At 65.2% G+C, this 18,658-nt stretch carries 17 protein-coding genes; 13 read left to right on the forward strand and 4 right to left on the reverse strand.

Annotated features, from left to right (window positions below):
- Window positions 1-51: 51 nt before the first annotated feature.
- From paaI to ACT86A_RS23725, 6 genes are all read left to right on the forward strand, one after another.
- Complete coding sequence (paaI, locus tag ACT86A_RS23700) at window positions 52-471, forward strand: hydroxyphenylacetyl-CoA thioesterase PaaI (protein ID WP_445094400.1); 420 nt, start codon at window positions 52-54, stop codon at window positions 469-471.
- Window positions 472-1,338: 867 nt separating this feature from the next.
- Window positions 1,339-3,081, forward strand: a complete 1,743-nt coding sequence (locus ACT86A_RS23705; RefSeq protein WP_445094401.1) for an amidohydrolase — start codon at window positions 1,339-1,341, stop codon at window positions 3,079-3,081.
- A 1,058-nt stretch (window positions 3,082-4,139) separates the two neighbouring features.
- Window positions 4,140-5,159 (forward strand): AraC-like ligand-binding domain-containing protein, encoded by a 1,020-nt coding sequence (locus tag ACT86A_RS23710; protein WP_445094402.1) that lies wholly within the window; start codon window positions 4,140-4,142, stop codon window positions 5,157-5,159.
- A 181-nt stretch (window positions 5,160-5,340) separates the two neighbouring features.
- Window positions 5,341-6,828, forward strand: a complete 1,488-nt coding sequence (gene styD / locus ACT86A_RS23715; protein WP_445094403.1) for a phenylacetaldehyde dehydrogenase StyD — start codon at window positions 5,341-5,343, stop codon at window positions 6,826-6,828.
- A gap of 420 nt (window positions 6,829-7,248) precedes the next feature.
- A complete protein-coding gene (locus ACT86A_RS23720; RefSeq protein ID WP_445094404.1) occupies window positions 7,249-8,253 on the forward strand; it encodes a phosphotransferase enzyme family protein in 1,005 nt (334 codons plus the stop codon).
- Window positions 8,254-8,373: 120 nt separating this feature from the next.
- Entirely contained in the window at window positions 8,374-9,144 is a 771-nt protein-coding gene (locus tag ACT86A_RS23725; RefSeq protein WP_445094405.1) for an SDR family NAD(P)-dependent oxidoreductase, read from the forward strand.
- A 32-nt stretch (window positions 9,145-9,176) separates the two neighbouring features.
- On the opposite strand, the gene ACT86A_RS23730 is transcribed toward ACT86A_RS23725, so the two are convergent.
- Entirely contained in the window at window positions 9,177-9,299 is a 123-nt protein-coding gene (locus ACT86A_RS23730; RefSeq protein ID WP_445094406.1) for a hypothetical protein, read from the reverse strand.
- A gap of 269 nt (window positions 9,300-9,568) precedes the next feature.
- Here ACT86A_RS23730 and ACT86A_RS23735 point away from each other — a divergent pair, with 269 nt between their 5' ends.
- Entirely contained in the window at window positions 9,569-10,408 is an 840-nt protein-coding gene (locus tag ACT86A_RS23735) for an endonuclease/exonuclease/phosphatase family protein (RefSeq protein ID WP_445094407.1), read from the forward strand.
- A 234-nt stretch (window positions 10,409-10,642) separates the two neighbouring features.
- Here the strand turns inward: ACT86A_RS23735 and ACT86A_RS23740 are convergent, their stop codons facing one another.
- Window positions 10,643-11,539: an SDR family oxidoreductase gene (locus ACT86A_RS23740; protein ID WP_445094408.1), complete on the reverse strand. Its 897-nt coding sequence runs from the start codon at window positions 11,537-11,539 to the stop codon at window positions 10,643-10,645.
- A gap of 31 nt (window positions 11,540-11,570) precedes the next feature.
- Window positions 11,571-12,365 (reverse strand): enoyl-CoA hydratase-related protein, encoded by a 795-nt coding sequence (locus tag ACT86A_RS23745; protein WP_445094409.1) that lies wholly within the window; start codon window positions 12,363-12,365, stop codon window positions 11,571-11,573.
- 150 nt (window positions 12,366-12,515) lie between these two features.
- Between ACT86A_RS23745 and ACT86A_RS23750 the strand changes: the two genes are divergently transcribed.
- The gene (locus tag ACT86A_RS23750) at window positions 12,516-13,070 is read left to right on the forward strand and encodes a TetR/AcrR family transcriptional regulator (RefSeq protein ID WP_445094410.1); all 555 of its coding nucleotides are present in this window, start codon (window positions 12,516-12,518) and stop codon (window positions 13,068-13,070) included.
- A gap of 13 nt (window positions 13,071-13,083) precedes the next feature.
- On the opposite strand, the gene ACT86A_RS23755 is transcribed toward ACT86A_RS23750, so the two are convergent.
- On the reverse strand, window positions 13,084-14,004 hold the full coding sequence (locus tag ACT86A_RS23755; protein ID WP_445094411.1) for an LLM class flavin-dependent oxidoreductase: 921 nt from the start codon (window positions 14,002-14,004) through the stop codon (window positions 13,084-13,086).
- A gap of 94 nt (window positions 14,005-14,098) precedes the next feature.
- Here ACT86A_RS23755 and ACT86A_RS23760 point away from each other — a divergent pair, with 94 nt between their 5' ends.
- The 5 genes from ACT86A_RS23760 to ACT86A_RS23780 are packed head-to-tail and all read left to right on the forward strand — an operon-like array spanning window position 14,099 to window position 18,574.
- Window positions 14,099-15,031, forward strand: a complete 933-nt coding sequence (locus tag ACT86A_RS23760; protein ID WP_445094412.1) for a DUF7064 domain-containing protein — start codon at window positions 14,099-14,101, stop codon at window positions 15,029-15,031.
- Window positions 15,028-16,086: a phosphotransferase family protein gene (locus ACT86A_RS23765; RefSeq protein WP_445094413.1), complete on the forward strand. Its 1,059-nt coding sequence runs from the start codon at window positions 15,028-15,030 to the stop codon at window positions 16,084-16,086. The genes ACT86A_RS23760 and ACT86A_RS23765 overlap by 4 nt, the downstream gene beginning before the upstream one ends.
- Before the next feature lie 48 nt (window positions 16,087-16,134).
- A complete protein-coding gene (locus ACT86A_RS23770; protein WP_445094414.1) occupies window positions 16,135-16,920 on the forward strand; it encodes an enoyl-CoA hydratase/isomerase family protein in 786 nt (261 codons plus the stop codon).
- Between the two features lie 32 nt (window positions 16,921-16,952).
- Window positions 16,953-17,762 (forward strand): enoyl-CoA hydratase/isomerase family protein, encoded by an 810-nt coding sequence (locus tag ACT86A_RS23775; RefSeq protein ID WP_445094415.1) that lies wholly within the window; start codon window positions 16,953-16,955, stop codon window positions 17,760-17,762.
- Between the two features lie 5 nt (window positions 17,763-17,767).
- The gene (locus ACT86A_RS23780; protein ID WP_445094416.1) at window positions 17,768-18,574 is read left to right on the forward strand and encodes an enoyl-CoA hydratase/isomerase family protein; all 807 of its coding nucleotides are present in this window, start codon (window positions 17,768-17,770) and stop codon (window positions 18,572-18,574) included.
- Window positions 18,575-18,658: the final 84 nt, after the last annotated feature.

An 18,658-nucleotide genomic window follows, 5' to 3' on the forward strand; every position in this document is an offset into this window, starting at 1 on the left:
GCCCGCGGCTCATCTCTATTCGTCCGACCCAGAAACCAGGGAAAACCGAAGATGACCGCGATCGACGCGAATTCATTCGAACTCGCCCATCAGATGTTCGCCGATGACATCGCCTCCCGCGCAGCGGGCATCGAGATCGCCGACCTCGGCGAAGGGTACGCCACCGCCACGATGACCGTGACCGAAAGAATGGTCAACGGCCATGGAATCACCCATGGCGGTTACGTATTCCTTTTGGCGGATACGACATTCGCCCTCGCCTGTAATAGTCACGGGCATCGAGCTGTGGCAGCCCGTGCCGATATCCGCTATCTTCGGCCGACTCGGCTCGGGGAAACCCTCACCGCAGTTGCGGCCGAGCGTATTCGCTTCGGCCGCAACGGAATCTACGACGTCACGATCACCGACGAGCAGCAAAACGTCATCGCGGAGTTCCGTGGCGACAGCCGAATCGTTCCCACCAAACCTTGAGATCTCCGAACGCGCCGCGGTCTGATCTCAGGAACTCGTAGCCATGCGCAGGTTCGCATTCGACAGGCTCGGATGCGAACCTGCCGCTGATTTCGGCGGCGAGCGAAGTATCCGTACGCAGCCCACGGCCCGCCGTACGCGCACGCGATCGCCTGCGCAGCCGGCATCCGCCACCTCGCCCGTTCCTGAACCCAGGCTGGATAGTGCACGTCGCAGCGTCCCGCTTTTCCCCCTGCCGGCATGCTCGCTGCTGCCGTCCCGGCGACAGATCGCTACGTCAAAAGCAGGCCTCGGCCGCCGAGGATCGCCGTGCTCGGCCAACCTCGCGCGGCACCCACTGACGTTTCGCGGACTCTGATACGCCGTGCCGTCTCCACGGATCAGAAGGTCTGCCCATTTCCGACCATTTTCGGCAAATGCCACAGCCGAATCGCATCTACCGTATACCCATCTTTTTCCGTGTCGATTCCCGCACTTCCATTAGTCGAATCATTCCGATTACCTGAGGCCGAGCCGACGCCGAAAGCGTTCCCGGGCTGCGCGTCTCCCCGGCAACCAGCAGTGCATCGCGATATCGATTTGAAATTTTTCGATCGGCGTGTACCCGATCCGGAAGCTCGCACCCGGTGGTCGGACTCATGCCGATTTGTCAAGTCGCAGCTGGGCGGGCCGGAATGCTGGTCAGACACCTCAGAGGGTGTCAAAGCGAGAAGAGCCACACCCGAATTCGCGCTCCTCGGCATTAATTGCCGAGAGGATGGTGCTACGTTTCTTATCGATTCCTTTTGGGGTGCGTCCCACGTCGGTGTGGCGACCCCGAATTCCGGGGATTGTTTCAGTCGTGTTCACCGGCAAGCAGGAGTGAAAATGAGCCAGGTATCACCTACCGGACAATCGGATGTCGTCTACACGGATGGCGAGGTACTAGTCGATTCCAAAGGCGAAGCCGCCGAGGCGATCCTCATCCGCGGCGGCCGCGTCGCCGCGGTCGGTTCGAACGCCGAGGTTCTGAGCGCCGCGGGCACGGGAGTCGAGCGTCAGAGCCTGGACGGGGCCACCGTGATCCCCGGTCTGATCGACACCCACCCGCACTTGATGCACTTCGCCGCGATGCGGGCCCCGCTCGTGGATATCACCGAGGCGCGCAACCACTCCGACATCATTGCGGCGATCCGAGCGAAGGCCGCGGAGGTTCCCGCCGGAGAGTGGATCCTGACCACTCCGGTCGGGGAGTACCACTACTTCCACCGGCGCTCCTGGCACGACCTCGCCGAAGGGGCCCTGCCCGACCGGTACGTCCTCGACCGAGCCGCTCCGGACCACCCTGTGCTGATCCAGGCAGTGGCCCCCGTGCTGCCGAACGTCGTGGCGATGAACTCCGCGGCCCTGGCCAAGGTCGGCATCACCGCCTCGACCCCCGACCGCGTGAACAACGTCTGGATCGAAAAGGACAGTGCGGGCTCCCCGACCGGCATCCTGCGCGGCAGTGTCACGAGCTACTACAACCAGGACCCGTTCTTCAACAGCCTGCGGGAGCAGATGCCCGAGCTGATCCAGCGCGACCTGGTCGTCGACGCTCTGCTGAAGGGTGTCCAGGGGTACAACGCCATGGGCATCACCACGGTGTACGAGGGCCACGCCATCGAGATCCCGCAGATCGAGCTCTATCGCGCCCTCAGCGCGCAGGGCCTGCTGAACCTGCGCGTCCAGGCAGCCCCTGAGCTGCAGGGCACGGCACTGCCGGGAGACCGGCCCAAGTCGGTCGAGGAGGCCCGCGCACTGCTGGAAACAGCACTGGCCATGCGCACGCGCGACGACGATTGGATGCGTGTCGACGGTGTCACCGCGTGTACCTACGGCACCTGCTACAGCGGTAACGTCCTGTCGCACGACGGCTACCTGGACCCCTACGGCAATGTCACCCATGGTCATCGCGCGATCAGCGAAGAGAACATGCGGCTGGCCTTCGACTTCTGCGCCGAGCACGGGCTGCGTCTGAACGTCGTCTCGATCACCCCCGACGAGCACGACGAGGCCATCGCGCTGGCGGAAGAGACGATCCGCAAGTACGGCCTCGATCGCTTCGACGGCATCATCCAGCATGCCGAGATGACCCGCCCGGGCCAGTCGAAGCGACTCGCCGAGCTGGGCTTCGACCTGACCGTCAGCTCGAGCTTCACCTTCGGCAAGGGCGACATGATCGCCGAACGGTTCGGCCCCGAGGCGCTGACGCTGCTCAACACCTTCCGCACCCACCTCGACGCCGGGCTCTCCGCCGCCGCCGGCATGGACTGGGGACCCACCAACCCCTTCGAGCAGATGCAGATCGCCGTCACCCACCAGATGTTCCCGAGCGGTCGCACCAATGCGGGCCCCGCACAGGCCATCTCGCGTGCCGAGGCTTTCGCGATGTGGACCGCGAATGGCGCGAAGCTGCTCGGCTGGGAAGGAATCGGCACCCTCTCCCCCGGCAACCACGCCGACCTCGCCATCGTCGACCGCAACCCGATCACCTGCGAAATCGACGCGCTCCCAACGACGCGCGTGTTGCGCACCCACGTCGGCGGCCGCCTGGTCCACGACAACGGCGTGCTCCCCGCCAAGGCCTAGCCGAAAGAGGCATCACCCAGGACGGCCGGCACCGCCCATTGCACCGCGTGGCGGCCCGCACCTTCAGCGGGCCGCCACGCGGCGTTCGCGGCTCGTCGTCGCACGGTCACGGTCCGAGAAACAACCGTTCGCACGGAAGCCGCGGCAGCAGCCGACAATCCTCAACGGCTTCGCCGATCAATTCGATTGTGCACCAGCGCTTTCGCCGCCAATCGTGGATCAAATTGCGTACCGCCGCCGCCGCTGCGGTGTACTCGAAGACCATACCGGCCATCGAGATCCGCAGGTGTAGATCACGTTCGGGCGGGAACAATCCCGCTAGGTGGTGCGACCCCGACACATCGGTATTCGGCTTGGTTGCCGCGCAGACGCTATGCAGGGATCTCCGATGTCCACTTCGGGCTCCCGCCACATCGGCGTCTCGGGCGTGGTCGAGAGCATCGCTCAGCACGTTCCCAGTGCTGTGCGGCCCAGTGCTCATCCCTTCCGGACGAGCGATGGCGACGCTCGCGACCGCCGCAGAGGAGCTCTCCCCGCTCCGAAGCTCACGCGCCGCACGTTCGGCAGGCCAACGCCTCAGCGCACCACTCATGTTCTTTCCCTATCAATCGATGACATCGGACGGCGCCGCACTTCGCGACCTCCCGGTTGCGACGCCGCGGCCCAGCGCACGAATGCGCATTCGACCAGCATCACAGTCAACTTGAACTAGTTATTAAATACTTGTACGCTTAGTTCAGATTATTTTCAATGACTGCACCCGGGCCACGCAGCCGGATCGAATGAGGCCGCCATGAGGAACGCTGCAGCGCGACCAGTCGAGAAGCCCACCCGCGGCGATGCGGAACAGGATCACCGGCGTATCATGGCCGAGGCGCACGGACTGCCGTCGGCCCGCGCTTTCGGCTTCACCCTCGACGAGGTCGCAGCGTCGGCTTGGCGCGATTCGTCCGTCATTTCGCCGACAGGCAGGACGTCAGCAATCGGGCTTGCGGCGCCGCTGATACCCTCGGCGACACCAAGCGATTGATCGATGACTAGCCGTCGTGAGGTACTCGATGCTGCAAACCAGCCACCGCCCCGCGGACGATGCGGACATCGCCACAGTCGGCCGCGGACGTTCCGAGCTGGCGTTCGGGCCGTGGCGTGAAGCCATCTCAGCCGAATTCGTGCCGCTCGAGGCGGCTCTCAGGTCGTCGGCGTCCGCACTGGGCTTCGTTGGCGAGCTCCGGTCCCGGACTCTCGGCAGTATCCAGTTGAGCGAGGTGTCCGGTGGCGCCGTCGTGGTGAGCCGCACCCCCGGGATGATCCGCCGTTCCGATCCAGGTCTGATCAAACTCGGTATGCAGGTGCAGGGACGCAGCATCGTTCGCCAGAGCGGCCATGAGGCCGTGCTCACACCGGGCGATTTCGCCATCTACGACACTGCGCGGCCGTACCGCGTCGAGTTCACCGGGTCGTGCGCGATGTTCGTGGTGATGTTTCCGCGTGCGGAACTCCGCTCTCGCGAACAGGATCTCGCTTCGGCGGTGGCCCGAAGTATCAATGGCGAACAAGGGATCGGCGGCGTGCTCTCTCCCTTCTTGTACGGGCTGCGACGGAGTCTCGCCGACGAAGGCTTCCGGGATTCCCCGATGCTCGAGAGCGCCGTCTTCGACCTGGTTTCAGCCGTACTGGAGGTCGGCAGCCCCGCCGATCACGAGCATTCGGGTGAGGTCCTGCTGGCAAGTGCGAAGGCATTCATCGAGGCGCACCTGAGCAATATCGACCTGAACACCAGAATGATCGCCGAGAACCACCACATCTCACCGCGATACCTGCAGCGGCTATTCGAAGGAGACGGGGCGACTGTCGCCGGTTGGATTCGGCGCCGCCGGTTGGAGAAATGCCGCAAGGACCTGGCCGACGCGCGCATGGCGCACCTGAGTATAGGCGCGATCTGCAGCCGGCACGGACTGGCCGACTCTTCACACTTCTCGAAGATTTTCAAGGAGGAGTTCGGAGTGCCGCCGCGCGAGTACCGCAACGACACGCTCCGGAGCGAGGCTGCGGCCATCGAGATCAAGGTGCGCACGTAGCGTCTCACGAGACCGCGTAGCCGCTCCGATGTTCGCATTCGACCAAGCGGCTGTGCGCCCAGCAACAAGTAATTCCCGCCGCAAATCATCAGAGTTATGGCCCAGGTCACTATGCGTGGCCCGGGTCATGACCGCCCGCTGGACCGGCGAAGCCGGTTCCGGCGTGAAGACAAGGAGCACCATGAGCACGTTGCCCGAGCCGACGATCGCCTCGGCACTGCCTGCGGACACGGCGACATCGCTGTTCATCGGCGGCAAGTGGCGCGAGGCTGCCAGTGGCGGGACCTTTGTCGACATCAACCCCGCTACGGAGACCGAACTCACGCTAGTGGCCGCGGCCACCCCGCAGGATGTCGACGAGGCGGTCACTGCGGCGGGATCCCAGCTCCACGGGGAATGGGGCAACCTGCCCGGCGTCGCCAGGGGCCGGATCCTCAACAGAGTCGCCGATCTCATCGAGCGTGACGCAGAGATCCTGGCCCGGTTGGAGGCGCTGGACATCGGCAAGCCGATCGGCCAGCCCACTGTGCTCGACATCCCCAACGCCGCAGCGACCTTCAGGCACTTCGCCGGCTGGGCCGACAAAGTATCCGGCAGTGTCATACCGACCGCCGGATACATGGGCAGGCCGACGCACTCGTACACCGTGCGTGAGCCGATCGGTGTGATCGGCGCGATCATCCCCTGGAATACACCATTGATGATCGCCGCCTGGAAAATCGCGCCCGCACTCGCCACCGGCAACACCATGGTGATCAAACCGCCGGAGGACGCGCCGCTGTCGATTCTGCACCTGGGCAAGCTGCTGCAGGAAGCGGGATTGCCCGACGGTGTCGTGAACATCGTTTCCGGACTGGGTGACGTCGCCGGTGACGCTTTGGTCCGCCACGCGGGCATCGACAAGATCAGCTTCACCGGCAGCCCGCGGGTCGGGCGGCTCATCGCCCAGCGCGCCGCCGAAACCTTCAAGCGCGTCACCCTCGAACTGGGTGGCAAGTCCCCGCAGATCATCCTGGCGGATGCCGATGTCGAGGCCGCGATCAATGGCACCGCCATGGGTCTGTTCTTCAACCAGGGCGAGGTATGCGCGGCCGGCACCCGGGTGCTGGTGCATCGCTCGCTGTACGCTCAGGCCGTGGATGGGCTTGCTGCTGCCGCCGCCGCGCAGGTCCTCGGCGATCCGCTCGACCCGGCCACCACCATGGGCGCGCTGGTCAACGCCAAGCAGCGCGAGAGCGTGCTCGGCTACATCCAGAAGGGCCACCAGGACGGCGCCCGCCTCGTGGCGGGCGGCGGGGGCACCGGCAACCGTGGCTATTTCGTACAGCCGACAATCTTCGCCGACGCCACGAACGAGATGACGATTGCCCGCGAAGAGATCTTCGGCCCTGTCGGCACCGTGATCCCATTCGACGATGTCGACGAGGCCATTCGCATCGCAAATGACACCGACTATGGCCTCGCCGCCAGCATCTGGACGCGGGACGTGTCCTACGCCCATAGCCTCGCACGCAAAGTCCGTGCCGGTGCGGTCTGGGTAAACGGCTGGGCGGCCATCGACCCGGCTCTGCCGTGGGGCGGTATGAAGACCAGTGGTGTCGGCCGAGAACTCGGCTGGGCCGGCATCGAAGCCAACACCGAAGAGAAGGTGATCACCGTCGTGCTCTGACCGGCCGGCGGATTCCGACGACTCCGCCTCGCATCCCGCCTTGCGCCGGATGCGAGGCGGGACGGGCTCTCGCAGTGACGGGCAGCGTTCCCGTCGAGAATTACTCGAGTCCCCGATGCGCGCTGTCGATGGCGACCTCGCGCGGCTACGAAGCACGGCGTTGCGTTCTCGCGGCCGCACCAGTGGGCACTGGGCGGTATCGGATGCGATATGAGGCCCTGGAAGACTTGCGATGACAGCAATATCACGGCGTGTTACACGACAGTTAAAAGATGAACGCACCATTAAGATTCCTCCCCCTGGGTATTGACTGTTGCCGGACCGTCTGCGTAAATTGCAGGGCCGGGGCGCCCGCTACCTGAGCAGTCGACGCTCAGCAGTGGGGCCAGCTGCAAGTCTTAGAGAGAGGGCAACGCCATCATGATTTCCGATATCGAGTCCGCGGAGCGAGTCGCGCGCCGCGCTCTGGACAATTATGGTGCCACGGCCGATGCGCTGATATCCTTTGTCAAATACCGGGAGAACTACGTTTTCAAAGTGGACATGGCGGGCGAAAGCCGCGCCTTGCGAATCCACCGCTCAGGTTACCGCAGCGATAGCGAGATAGCCGAGGAACTCGATCTTATTTGCGCCCTGGGAAATGCCGGTGTCGCCGTCCCGCGCGTCTGCACATCCGCCGACGGCAGTCGCCTGTGTTTTGCTGCCGACGACGACGGAGACCTGCATCAGGTGGACATGCTCGTTTGGGTGGACGGGGCCGTGCCACTCGGCGATATCGGAACGGCTTTCCTCGGAGAAGCGCTGATAGACGAAAGCCGGTTCCGAGCACTCGGCGCGCTGATCGCGGAATTTCACAATGCGGTCATCTCCATCGAACAAGGAAAGTCGGTGCGCCCGGCTTGGGATGCGCCGGGCCTGGTCGGCGACCGCGCAGTATGGGGCGACCCGCGACGCGCCTTCGGTGACGACGCTCTCGGCGGCGCGATTGTCGAGGAGGCGATTCCCATGCTGCTCAGCACCTTGGAGGAGTATGGCCGGCTCCCCGGGCGGTACGGTCAGATCCACGCGGACTTCACACCGGAGAATGTTCTGGTCGACGAGCAGCGAATGACCATCATCGATTTCGATGACAGCGGTCACGGATACTACTTGTTCGATCTCGCTACAGCGTTTTTCTTCTACCAGCCGCATCCTCGATCCGAGGCTGTTCTCAGCGCATTGTGCGACGGCTACCGCAGCGTGCGGGAGTTGGACGATCACGATTACGCGGCACTACGCCCGATGCTCCTGGCCCGAGGACTCACCTATCTGGGCTGGGCGGCGGATCGCCCCGGCGACGAGACTTCGGATTTCGTCCTAGAATATATTCGGCCGCTAGTGGTGGACCTCGCGAAAGAACTGCTCCACCGGCACGTCGCTCAGTAAGGTTCGGTTCGCTGCTCGGCGCGGCTCCGGCAATTTTCCTGATTCACCCCGGTTGGGCGGAGCTCATGCGCCGTAGCCGGCTTGCAGTAATCTCATCTCATCTCATCCAGGAGCAGAAGAATGATCAACCTCGGATTCCAAGGTCGAAATGTCCTCATCACCGGCGGCACCTCGGGGATCGGGCTGGCCGTCGCGGACCTATTCGCGGGCGAGCAGGCACGCGTGGGGATCATCGGGCGCTCCCCGGAACGAATGGATTCGGCTCTGAAGACGCTTCGCGCGGCCCACCCCGAAGCGAAAATCGTCGGAGCCGTCGGCGACGTAGCCGACGAGGATTCGATGCGCAACGCAGTCACTTCGATCGTCTCCGAAATCGGCGGACTGGACCATGTCGTCAACAGCGCGGGTATCGCCGGGGCGCTCGGCGAGACTGTCGACCAGGTCCAAGCAGCAGATTTTCTCGAAGTCCAGAAAATCAACGTCCTCGGCGCCTTTCTGGCCGCCAAGCTCGCGCTGCCGTACCTCAAGGAAGGCGTCGACCCGACGTACACACTGGTCGGAAGCGACTCGGGATTCGTTACCGCCCCGGGCATGCTCGCCTACAACGCCTCCAAGGGTGCGGTAGCTCAATTGACCAGGGCGCTTTCCGTGGAATTGCATGAGCCACACGGCATTCGAGTCAACAGCGTCTGCCCCTCGATCGTAGACACGCCGATGTCACGCGATGGCATGGGAATAGAATCCTTCGCCGGGGTGGACTATCCGGTGAGCACCCCCGAAAACATCGCATGGCTCGTCCTCAGCTTGGCATCGCCGAATTCTGTTGCGGTGAATGGTGTTTCATTGCTCGCAGACTATGGCTACCACGCCCGCTCGTCCTTCCCGGCTTGATCGAGCCCGCACGCCTGCGGTTTCCGCGCTGCTCAGGAGTCTTCTCCGAAGATCATGATCAGCGTCGGCCGCAGGCGGTCGGGTCCGCCGTGGTCTACTCGCTGATGCTGAACGGGACCGGTGACGAGCGCGTTCTCGCCGACCGCCGCCCGCATGCCCCACAAGCATATGTACGGGATCTGGAGTAGCCGAGTACTGGGTCGACAGAGTCTTCGATGTCGGCCCGGTGCCCGGCGACACCCGTACACACCGAAGGATCGCGACCTTGCCGTCAGCTTGGCCGGGTACAAGGTGTAATCGTGGAAAACAACGATGCTCGGTTGCCGTAGCCACTTGCGTCGGGTATCGGGGGCTTGTACTACGTGCGCCTGGGACTATGTCCATCGTGATCAATCCCGAGCCGAACACCGGCCACGAGATATCCGTGGGTTCTGTGCGTGTGGCAACCTTCAATGTCCTGTCGCCGCTGCTTGCCGATTGGCATCACCGGAAGAAAGTCGTGGCAGAACAATTGCGGGCAACTGACCCCGACATCATCGCTCTGCAAGAGGTCGACGCCGGTGCGGACCGGAATCAGGGCATTGCCGATCTGCTCGGCCCGGGCTGGCACGTCGCGTGGCACTCTCGGACAACACCCGATGGCGTCGGATTGGCGCTGGCCAGCCGCTGGCCGTTCGGCAAGATTCACGAGCACAGCCTGGGGGTCACCGATCGCGCGGCGGTGTTCCCATGGTCGGCTGTGGTTGTCGCCGAAATCCGTGCTCCGCAACCGTTGGGGACACTGCATGTCGCCCACCACAAACCGGTCTTCCAGTTCGACTACGAACACGAACGTGAGTTGCAGGCGGTCGAGGCTGCCCGGTTCATCGAAGAAGTGCTCGACGGACGCGACGCACACGTTGTCGTGGTCGGCGACTTCGACGCCACCCCGAACTCGTCGAGCATACGGTTCTGGACCGGCCGCCAGTCACTGGCGGGCGTGAGCGTAAGTTATCACGACGCGTGGGAAGTGCTGCGACCCAACGATCCCGGGCATACCTTCACCCCGGACAACGCGCTTGTCGCCCGCGGCGACATGTTCTCCGCTGCCGGACGGCGCATCGACTACGTGATGGTGCGAGGCGGCAGTTTCGGGCCCACGCTCGAGGTGCGGTCCGTCGACCTGATCGGTGTCGAGCCGCAGGGTGCGGTTCAGGCGAGCGACCACTACGGCATAGTCGCCGAACTGACGGTTCCTGCCCGCGCCCCTGGGATCTGGGGCTGACAGCGGGAATCGGCCACTTGCAGAACAAGGTGTCGCGGACCCGTAGTGGCCGGTATCCGGTCGGCCGAGTTGGGCGAGATGAGCACGAAGAATTCCGCAAGGCTCTCTAGGCCACCGGCCGGGCGATCGGCATCAACGGCGGTGTCTCCGCAGGCTGACCCTGCACACACAGGCAATGGGCGAGCGTCGGATGGTTGATCCGAGGCCCGCCCAATTCGCTGCCGCAAGTATTGGTCAGACACTTCGCTGTGCCTTGCTTGCCGCGTTGGCGGCCTTACTGCGCTCGCGCGCGTCCGCCCAGTCCTCGGCGGACATCGCGGTGAGCCCGGCGAAAGTGCCCGGGCCGGCAAGCATTTGGCCGCCGTCCATGGCGATGGTCTGGCCGGTGAGGTAGTCGCACGCGTCCGACAGGAGGAAGGCGGTCAGGTTCGCCAGTTCTTCGATGGTGCCCATCCGGCCCATCGGGATCTGGTCGGCCTGGGTCGCGCCGACCGAGCTCTTCTCGTTGGGGTTCAACATCTCCCATGCGTAGTCGGTGGGAATCGGGCCGGGCGCGAGGGCGTTGAGCCGGATGCCGTATCGGGCCCATTCCACGGCCAGGGACATGGTCATCGCGTGGATCGCCGCCTTGGCCATCGCCGAGGGCACCACGAACGCCGACCCGGTCCATATCCAGGTGGTCAGGGTGGAGAGCACAACGCCCTTGTCGCCCTGGGCGATCCAGCGCCGGCCTGCGGCGTGCGTGGTATTGAAGGAGCCGCCCATGACCGTGGCAGTGACCGCCTCGAACGCGCGTGTGCTGAGAGATTCGGTCGGGGCGATGAAATTGGCGGCCGCATTGTTCATTACGCCGGTCAATGGTCCGTGCCGCGCCCAGATCTGCGTCATCGCGGCGTCGACCAGATCGGCCTGCCGCACGTCCACCGCCTGCCAATGCACCGACCCCGGCGACTGCGCCGACGCCTCGGCGGCCGCTTCGGCGAGGACAGCGGGACGCCGCCCCCACAGGTGCACCTGGGCACCCATACCCACCAGGTGCCGGGCCAGCCCTCTTCCCAAGCCCGTTCCACCCCCGGTGATCAGAATTCGCTTGCCCGCCAACACTCCGGGCGCGAACAGGGAATCCGGCATCCCCGCTGGTCCTTTCGGTTCGATGAGTGGATCAGTTGGCCCGGTACTTCGAGAAGTCAGGCTTGCGCTTCTCATTGAACGCGGTGATACCCTCGCGCGCCTCATCGGTCTCACCGAACATCTTCAGGCTGGAGTAGGCCATTTGCCCGATCGAGGCGAATTGCTCGGTGTCGCTGTTCAGCGACTGCTTGAGGACCTTCAGCGCGGTCGGCGACAGCTGCAGGATCTCATCCGCCCAGGCGCGAACCTCGGCACGCAGTTGGTCGGCGGGAACCACCTTGTTGACCAGACCCCATTCCTCGGCCTGCTGCGCGCTGTAGCGACGGCACAGGAACCAGATCTCGCGTGTCCGCTTCTCACCGATCACGCGGGCTAGATAGCCGCTGCCGAAGCCGGCATCGAAGGAACCTACGCGCGGGCCGTTCTGACCGAAGACGGCGGTGTCTGCCGCGATGGTCAAATCGCAGAGCACGTGCAGCACATGACCGCCGCCGATGGCGAACCCATTGACCGCCGCGATCACCGGCTTGGGAACATCGCGAATGACCCGGTGCAGCGCATCGACCTCGAACAGGCCGCTGTCGGACGGGCCGTAGTCGCCGCTCTCCATGCGCTGCTTCTGGTCGCCGCCGGTGCAGAACGCCTTCTCGCCCGCGCCGGTGAGCGCGATGGCACCCACGTCCACACTTGCCCACGCCTTCTTGAAGCTCTTGACCAGTTCGTCGACGGTGCGGGCGCGGAACGAGTTGTACCGGTCGGGCCGGTTGATGGTGATCCAGGCCAGTCCGTTGTCGACCTCGTACGTCACGTCGGTGAAGTCAGTCATTGACTCGTCGATCCTTCCTGTGGACCTTTTTGGTCCGACCGTATGACGAATGTAAGGCAGTTAACGATCGTTTTCAAGGGAACGAGGAGATACAGTGTGATCAGCTGATCGATGCAATAACGATCGTTTACAACGAGGTAGATTGGCCCGATGGACAGAGAGCGGAAGATTCTCGACGCCGCCGCCGAACTCTTCTACGAGAAGGGCTTCCACGGCACCAAGGTCGACGAACTCGGCGCCCGCGCCGGGGTCAGCGGGCCGGCCCTGTACCGCCACTTCGGCGGGAAGGACGAGATTCTGGCGACCCTGTTCAACGAGGCCATGGACGAATTGGGGCGCGCGACCGGGGTTCAGGACGAGGACCCGGATCGCGATTTCGAGCGGCTGGTGCGCCACCATGTGGAGTTCGCGATCTCGAACCGGCACCTGGTCAATGTCGCGCAGCGGGAAGACCGCTCCCTGGTCGAGCCCTGGCTGCGACAGGTGAACCGACGGCGGCTGCGGTATGTCGAAGGCTGGGAAGCCACGGTGCGGCGCTGCCTGCCGGATGCCACGGCGGTCCAGGTCGCCATCGCGACCCAGACCTGTCTGGGCATGCTCTTCTCGATCGCGTACTGGCCGACCAAGGTCAGTCGCACGCCCGCCCTCGCCGACACCATGGTCCGCAGCGCGTTGGGCGTGCTCGACTCCTACCGGCAGCGCTGACCCGCGGGGTTCATCAGGAGTCGGCCGCGCACAGCAACTCCCGCACCTCGGCCGCGTGGTCGATGCCCGCTTCTACCGACGCGGCCGCGACGGTGATGGTCAGGTTCTGCGCGCCCGCCGTGACGAACGGCCGCAGCCAGTCGGCCACCTGCGTGGGCGTGCCGGCAGGCGCAACATTGAGGAACCGCTCCCGCGGCAGGTGGTAGAGCGCGGTCATCTTGCGGGCCAGCAGATCCTCGGCCTTCGACGCGTCCGCGTCCAGACCGCACCACACATTCATGCCGAACCGATCCGGTTTGCGCCCGAGGGAATCCGCCGCTTCGAGGATGCGCTCCCGCGTGGCCGCGAACCGGCGCGCCGAGCAGAACAGCCCCAGCCAGCCGTCGCCATACCGCGCGGCCCGTCTGATCGCCGCATCGCCCTTGCCGCCCACGATGATCGGGATGGCCGGGACGGGCGCGGGCAGGATCCGCGCACGGTCCAGTTCGAAGAACTCCCCCCGATGGGTGACCTCCTCGCCGTCCAGCAGGGCCCGTACCAGCGCCAGCGTCTCATCGAGCCGACGCCCGCGCGTCGCCGGGTCGACACCGGCATTGCGGATCTCCGCCCGGTCCTCGCCGCCCACTCCTACACCCAAAACCAGCCTGGCGGGCGCGATTTCGGCCAGCGTCGACAGCTGGCGCGCGGCCGGCATCGGATGCCGCAGCCCGAGTAGATACACGCCGAGATGCACCGCGAGCTCGTCGTGCGTGGCGAGCACCGCAGTCGCCGATATCAGCCCGTCGAATCCGGTCCCGCCGCGGAAGCTGATGTGGTCGCCCACCGCCACGTGGTCGATGTCCGCTGCGGCGATCCGCTCCAGGATGCGGCGACGCCGCGACGGACTCGGATCCAGAATCGTATCGTGCACGGACACCCCGACCCGAGTACGCATGGCAGCTCCTCGATATCTCACAAGCACTATTGGACATACCATATACCAAATCTCGCCCATTGCTGTTTGGTCAGTCCTTTTGTACATTCAGACTGTGACCACCCTCGGCGACATCGCCCCGGGCTTCGGCCCCGACGACGATCTGCGGCACCGGCCCGCCCCCGGCGCGAAGATGCGCGACTCCCTGTTCTGGCAGCTGACAATGCCCGAGGAGCAGCTCGGCCTGCAGATCTACCTGTATCTGACCGACCGCGGCCGGACGGGCTACAACGTCGTGGTCTGGGGACCGGACGAGCAGCCCGTCGCGCGCGAACTGGCGCAAGGAGTCGTCGCGTCCGGCATGGACCTGGACGATTTCGAATTCGAGCATCTGACGGTGCGCCAGCCCGAGTTGCGCCGGACCGCGCAGGTCGGCTTCACCTCGGCGAACGTCCGATTGCAGTACGAGTTCGAGGCGATCCACGACGCGTTCAGCTATCGCCAGAACCCGGACGGGTTACCGAGTTGGTTCGCCGAGAACCGGCTCGAGCAGACGGGTCACGTCACCGGATTCCTCGAAATCGGCGACCGCCGTATCGAATTGGATCGCAAGGGACACCGCGACCACTCCTGGGGCCCCCGCGACTGGGGCGTCCCGCACCACTGGAAGTGGATCATCGCCTACACCGAGTCCGGGCGGGCGGTGAACGGGTGGATCTGGATCGCCAAGGGCGAATGGGGCTTCGCGGGATATGTGCTGAAAGACGGTGTCACGATCCCTGTTTCGCACATCGAGGCGAAGACCGGATACGACCGGGACATGGCGCAGCGCAGCCTCGACGCGGTCTTCGTCGACATCACCGGCGGCCGTACCCATCTCACGATGGAACGCTTCGGCCTGTTCCGGCTGCCGACCAACGACAGCATGGCTACGGTCATCTCCGAAGCCGCCTGTGCGGCCGTAATCGACGGGGAACCCGGCGCGGGGCAATTCGAAACGCATTGGCCCGCAGGCTATCTCCAGCATCTGGTAGAGGCGAACCGATGACCTGGGACTGGTCACCCGCGACCCTCGCCGCGCTGCGGCGTTTCCTGTTCGAGCATGGCATCGTCGACGGACCGCTGACCACGAAACGCATCGGCGATGGGCACTCCAACCTCACCTTCCTGGTTTCGGATGGACGGCGCCCGGTGATCGTGCGGCGTCCGCCGCCGCCTCCGGTGCCGCCCGGGGCGCACGACATGCTCCGCGAAGCCCGCTTGCTCGACGGTCTCGCGAATACCGGGGTACCGGTTCCCCAAGTACTCGCGACCAGCCAGGCAGGCGAGGTCCTCGACGTCGGGTTCTATGTGATGAATCATGTCGCCGGACCGGTGATCACCACGAACACCCCGGACGCGCTAGCCGCGCCCGCCGAGCGCCGCGCCCTCGGCGAAGCCCTGATCGATACATTGGCGGCCCTGCATGCCGTCGACTGGCGCGCCGCCGGATTGAGCGATCTAGGCCGCCCGGAAGGTTTCAACAGACGGCATCTGCATCGGATGGGCCAACTCGTCGCGGACGCCGACGGTCAACCACCGACCGAGTTCGCCGACATCACCGAGTGGCTGGCAGTCCACGCGCCCGCCGAATCGGGAGCGACCATCATTCATAACGACTTCCGCATCGGGAACGTCATCGTCGCGCCGTGCCCGCCGGCGCGTATCGCCGCGGTGCTGGACTGGGAGCTGGCCACGATCGGCGATCCGCTCTTCGACCTGGGGTACTTCCTGGCGTGCTATCCCGCCGCCGGCGAACCACTCACGCCCACCGCTGAACTCGGCACCGCCTGCCTCGAGGACGGCTATCCGACCAGAGCCGAGCTGGCCGATCGGTATGCCGTGGCCACCGGACGCAGCCTGACCAACCTGAACTGGTACATCGCCCTGGCCCACTGGAAGCTGGCGGTTCTCTACGAATACGGCCGCCGCCGTGCGGTGACCGGCGTCGGCGATCCGTACTACCGAGACGAGGCGTTGGTCCTGTCTTTTTTGAACGCGGCTCGCGGTGCGGCAGGGCTCGCGGGCGCATCCATCGCGGGCACCGCCGGAACCATTGCCTGATTTCGGTCTGATAATACGTCCAATATCCGAAGAACTGAGGAAGGTCCCATGACCGGCACCGACACCCCAGCCGTCACCTGGAATATCGCCGAGAGCGGCATCATGACGATCACCCTGCGGCGACGACCGGCCAATGCGCTCGGCCCGGCCATCATCGAGGGGATCGGTGCGGCGCTCGATGCGGCCGACGCGGCCGGGAACATCAAAGTGGCGGTAGTCGTGTCCGATATCCCGGGATTCTTCGCGGCCGGCGCCGACATCAAACACATGCAGGGCGTCGACGCCGAGTCCTTCACCGCCTACGGCGATCGGCTGCGCGGTGCGCTCGATCGGCTCGCCGGATCCGATCGGATCACCATCGCCGCGGTCGAGGGGGTGGCTCTCGGCGGCGGTCTCGAGCTCGCGATGGCCTGCACCCTGCGGGTCGGTGGAGCCGCGGCGCGGTTCGGGCTCCCGGAGGTCGAGCTCGGATTGATTCCCGGCGCGGGCGGAACCCAGCGACTGCCCCGCCTGGTGGGCCGGGGTCGTGCGCTCGACATCATGCTCAGCGCCCGGCAGGTACCCGCACAGGAGGCCTACGCGATCGGCCTGATCGACCGACTCGTCGCCGACGGCCGAGCCGCGGCCGCCGCGCTCGAGCTCGCCACCGACCTTTGCGAAAAGTCGTTGCCCGCACAGCAAGCCGTCATCCGCACCGTCGACGCCGCCTTCGACCTGCCGCTCGAGGAGGGGTTGCGCTACGAGGTCGAGCAGGAGCAGCAACTGTTCGAGCACGGCGAAGCCAAGGAAGGTCTCACGGCATTCCTGGAGAAGCGCGCGCCGAGGTTCGCGTGACCCACTGCGTCTATATCGAAAGTGAGCCCTCTGTGACCACCCGCCGACAGCTGGAAACGATTCGACTGGATCGCCCCGAACCCGGAATCGTTGTCGCCACACTCGACCGCGCCGATCGGATGAACGCGATGACGAACACCATGTTTGCCGAACTCGATTGGCTCGCACACACTCTCGATCGCGAAGACGATCTGCGGGTATTGATCATCACCGGAGCGGGCAAGGCCTTCTGCGCGGGCTATGACCTCGCCGATGCCGACCGGCTCACCGAACTGTCGGCGCTGGGGATGCTCGATCAGCAGGAGCTGGCGGCCCGGGCGCTCGCCGCCATTCGCGGCATGCGGGTTCCCGTTATCGCGGCCGTCAATGGTGCGGCCGCCGGTGGTGGTTTGGCACTCGCGCTCGCCGCCGATATCCGGATCGGCGCTCCGGCAGCGCGCTTCAATGCCGCCTTCGTCCGCATCGGCCTCTCGGCGGGTGATCTCGGCTCCTCATGGCTGCTCACCCGCCTCATCGGCCCGGCGCAGGCCGCCGAATTCGCCTACACTGCCCGCATTATGGAGGCCCCCGAGGCCGAGCGGCTCGGCCTGCTCAATTCCGTGGTTCCAGCCGAATCTCTGCTCGATGCGGCCATCGACCTGGCCGAGGAGATCTGCGCGAATTCCCCTGGCGGTATTCAGCTTTCCAAGCGGGCATTGCAGGCCAATATGGAGATCGGCTCCTTCGCAGCGGCGCTGGAACTGGAGAACCGCGGCCAGGCGCTGCTGACCCGCGGCGCGGATATGCCCGAGGCGCTGACCGCGTTCAAGCAGAAGCGCCGGCCCCACTTCACGGGACGGTGATCGCGATGACAGAGACCGTGGGTGAGATCGAGTCCGCCGCACTCGCGAATTATGCACCGCCCCAGCTGGAGACGCTGACGCTGGATATCCATCCCGGCCGGATCGCGGTGCTGACCGTAAACCGGCCGGAGCGGATGAACTCCCAGACCGTCACCATGTTCGCCGAGTTCGGCACGGCCGCCCACGCCTTGCGCGACACCGGCGCGCGAGCGCTGATCATTCGCGGTGCGGGTGAGCGCGCTTTCTGCACCGGATTCGACCTCGACGAGATCTCGGTCATCACCCGGATGGGGATCCGGGAGTTCCTCCAGTTTCAGGAGTTGGCCGCAGGAGGCATGGCCGCGCTGCGGCAGCTGCCGTTTCCGGTCATCGCCGCGGTCAACGGCGCCGCCTCCGGCGGCGGATTGTCGCTGGCGCTGGCGGCCGATTTCCGGTTGATCGCACCGCATGCGAAGTTCAATGCCGCGTTCGTGCGGGTCGGCTTGTCGGTGGGTGAGCTCAGCAATTCCTGGCAGCTGACCCGGTTGATCGGATATGGCCGCGCCGCCGAACTCTCGTTCACCGGCCGGGTCGTCGGCGCCGAGGAAGCGGTGCGCATCGGCCTGGCCAACCGCATCGTGGCCGGTGACCGGTTACTGGATGAGGCGTTCACCGTGGCGCGCGCCATTGCCGAGCACCCGCTCGGCGCCGTCCGCATGACCAAACGCGCGCTCCAGCGCAATCAGGAGATCGGATCCTTCGCGACCGCGCTGGAACTCGAACGGCGCGGCCGCGCTCTGCTCGCCTGCATCGACGAGTCCGACGCCCGTTGATCGAGTGCCTACTGATCGACGCGACTCTTGCCAACATTTGAACATACCATATACAAATAGCGTATTGTGTTGTGAGTCACACGG

The sequence above is a fragment of the Nocardia glycosmidis genome (genome assembly GCF_052545115.1).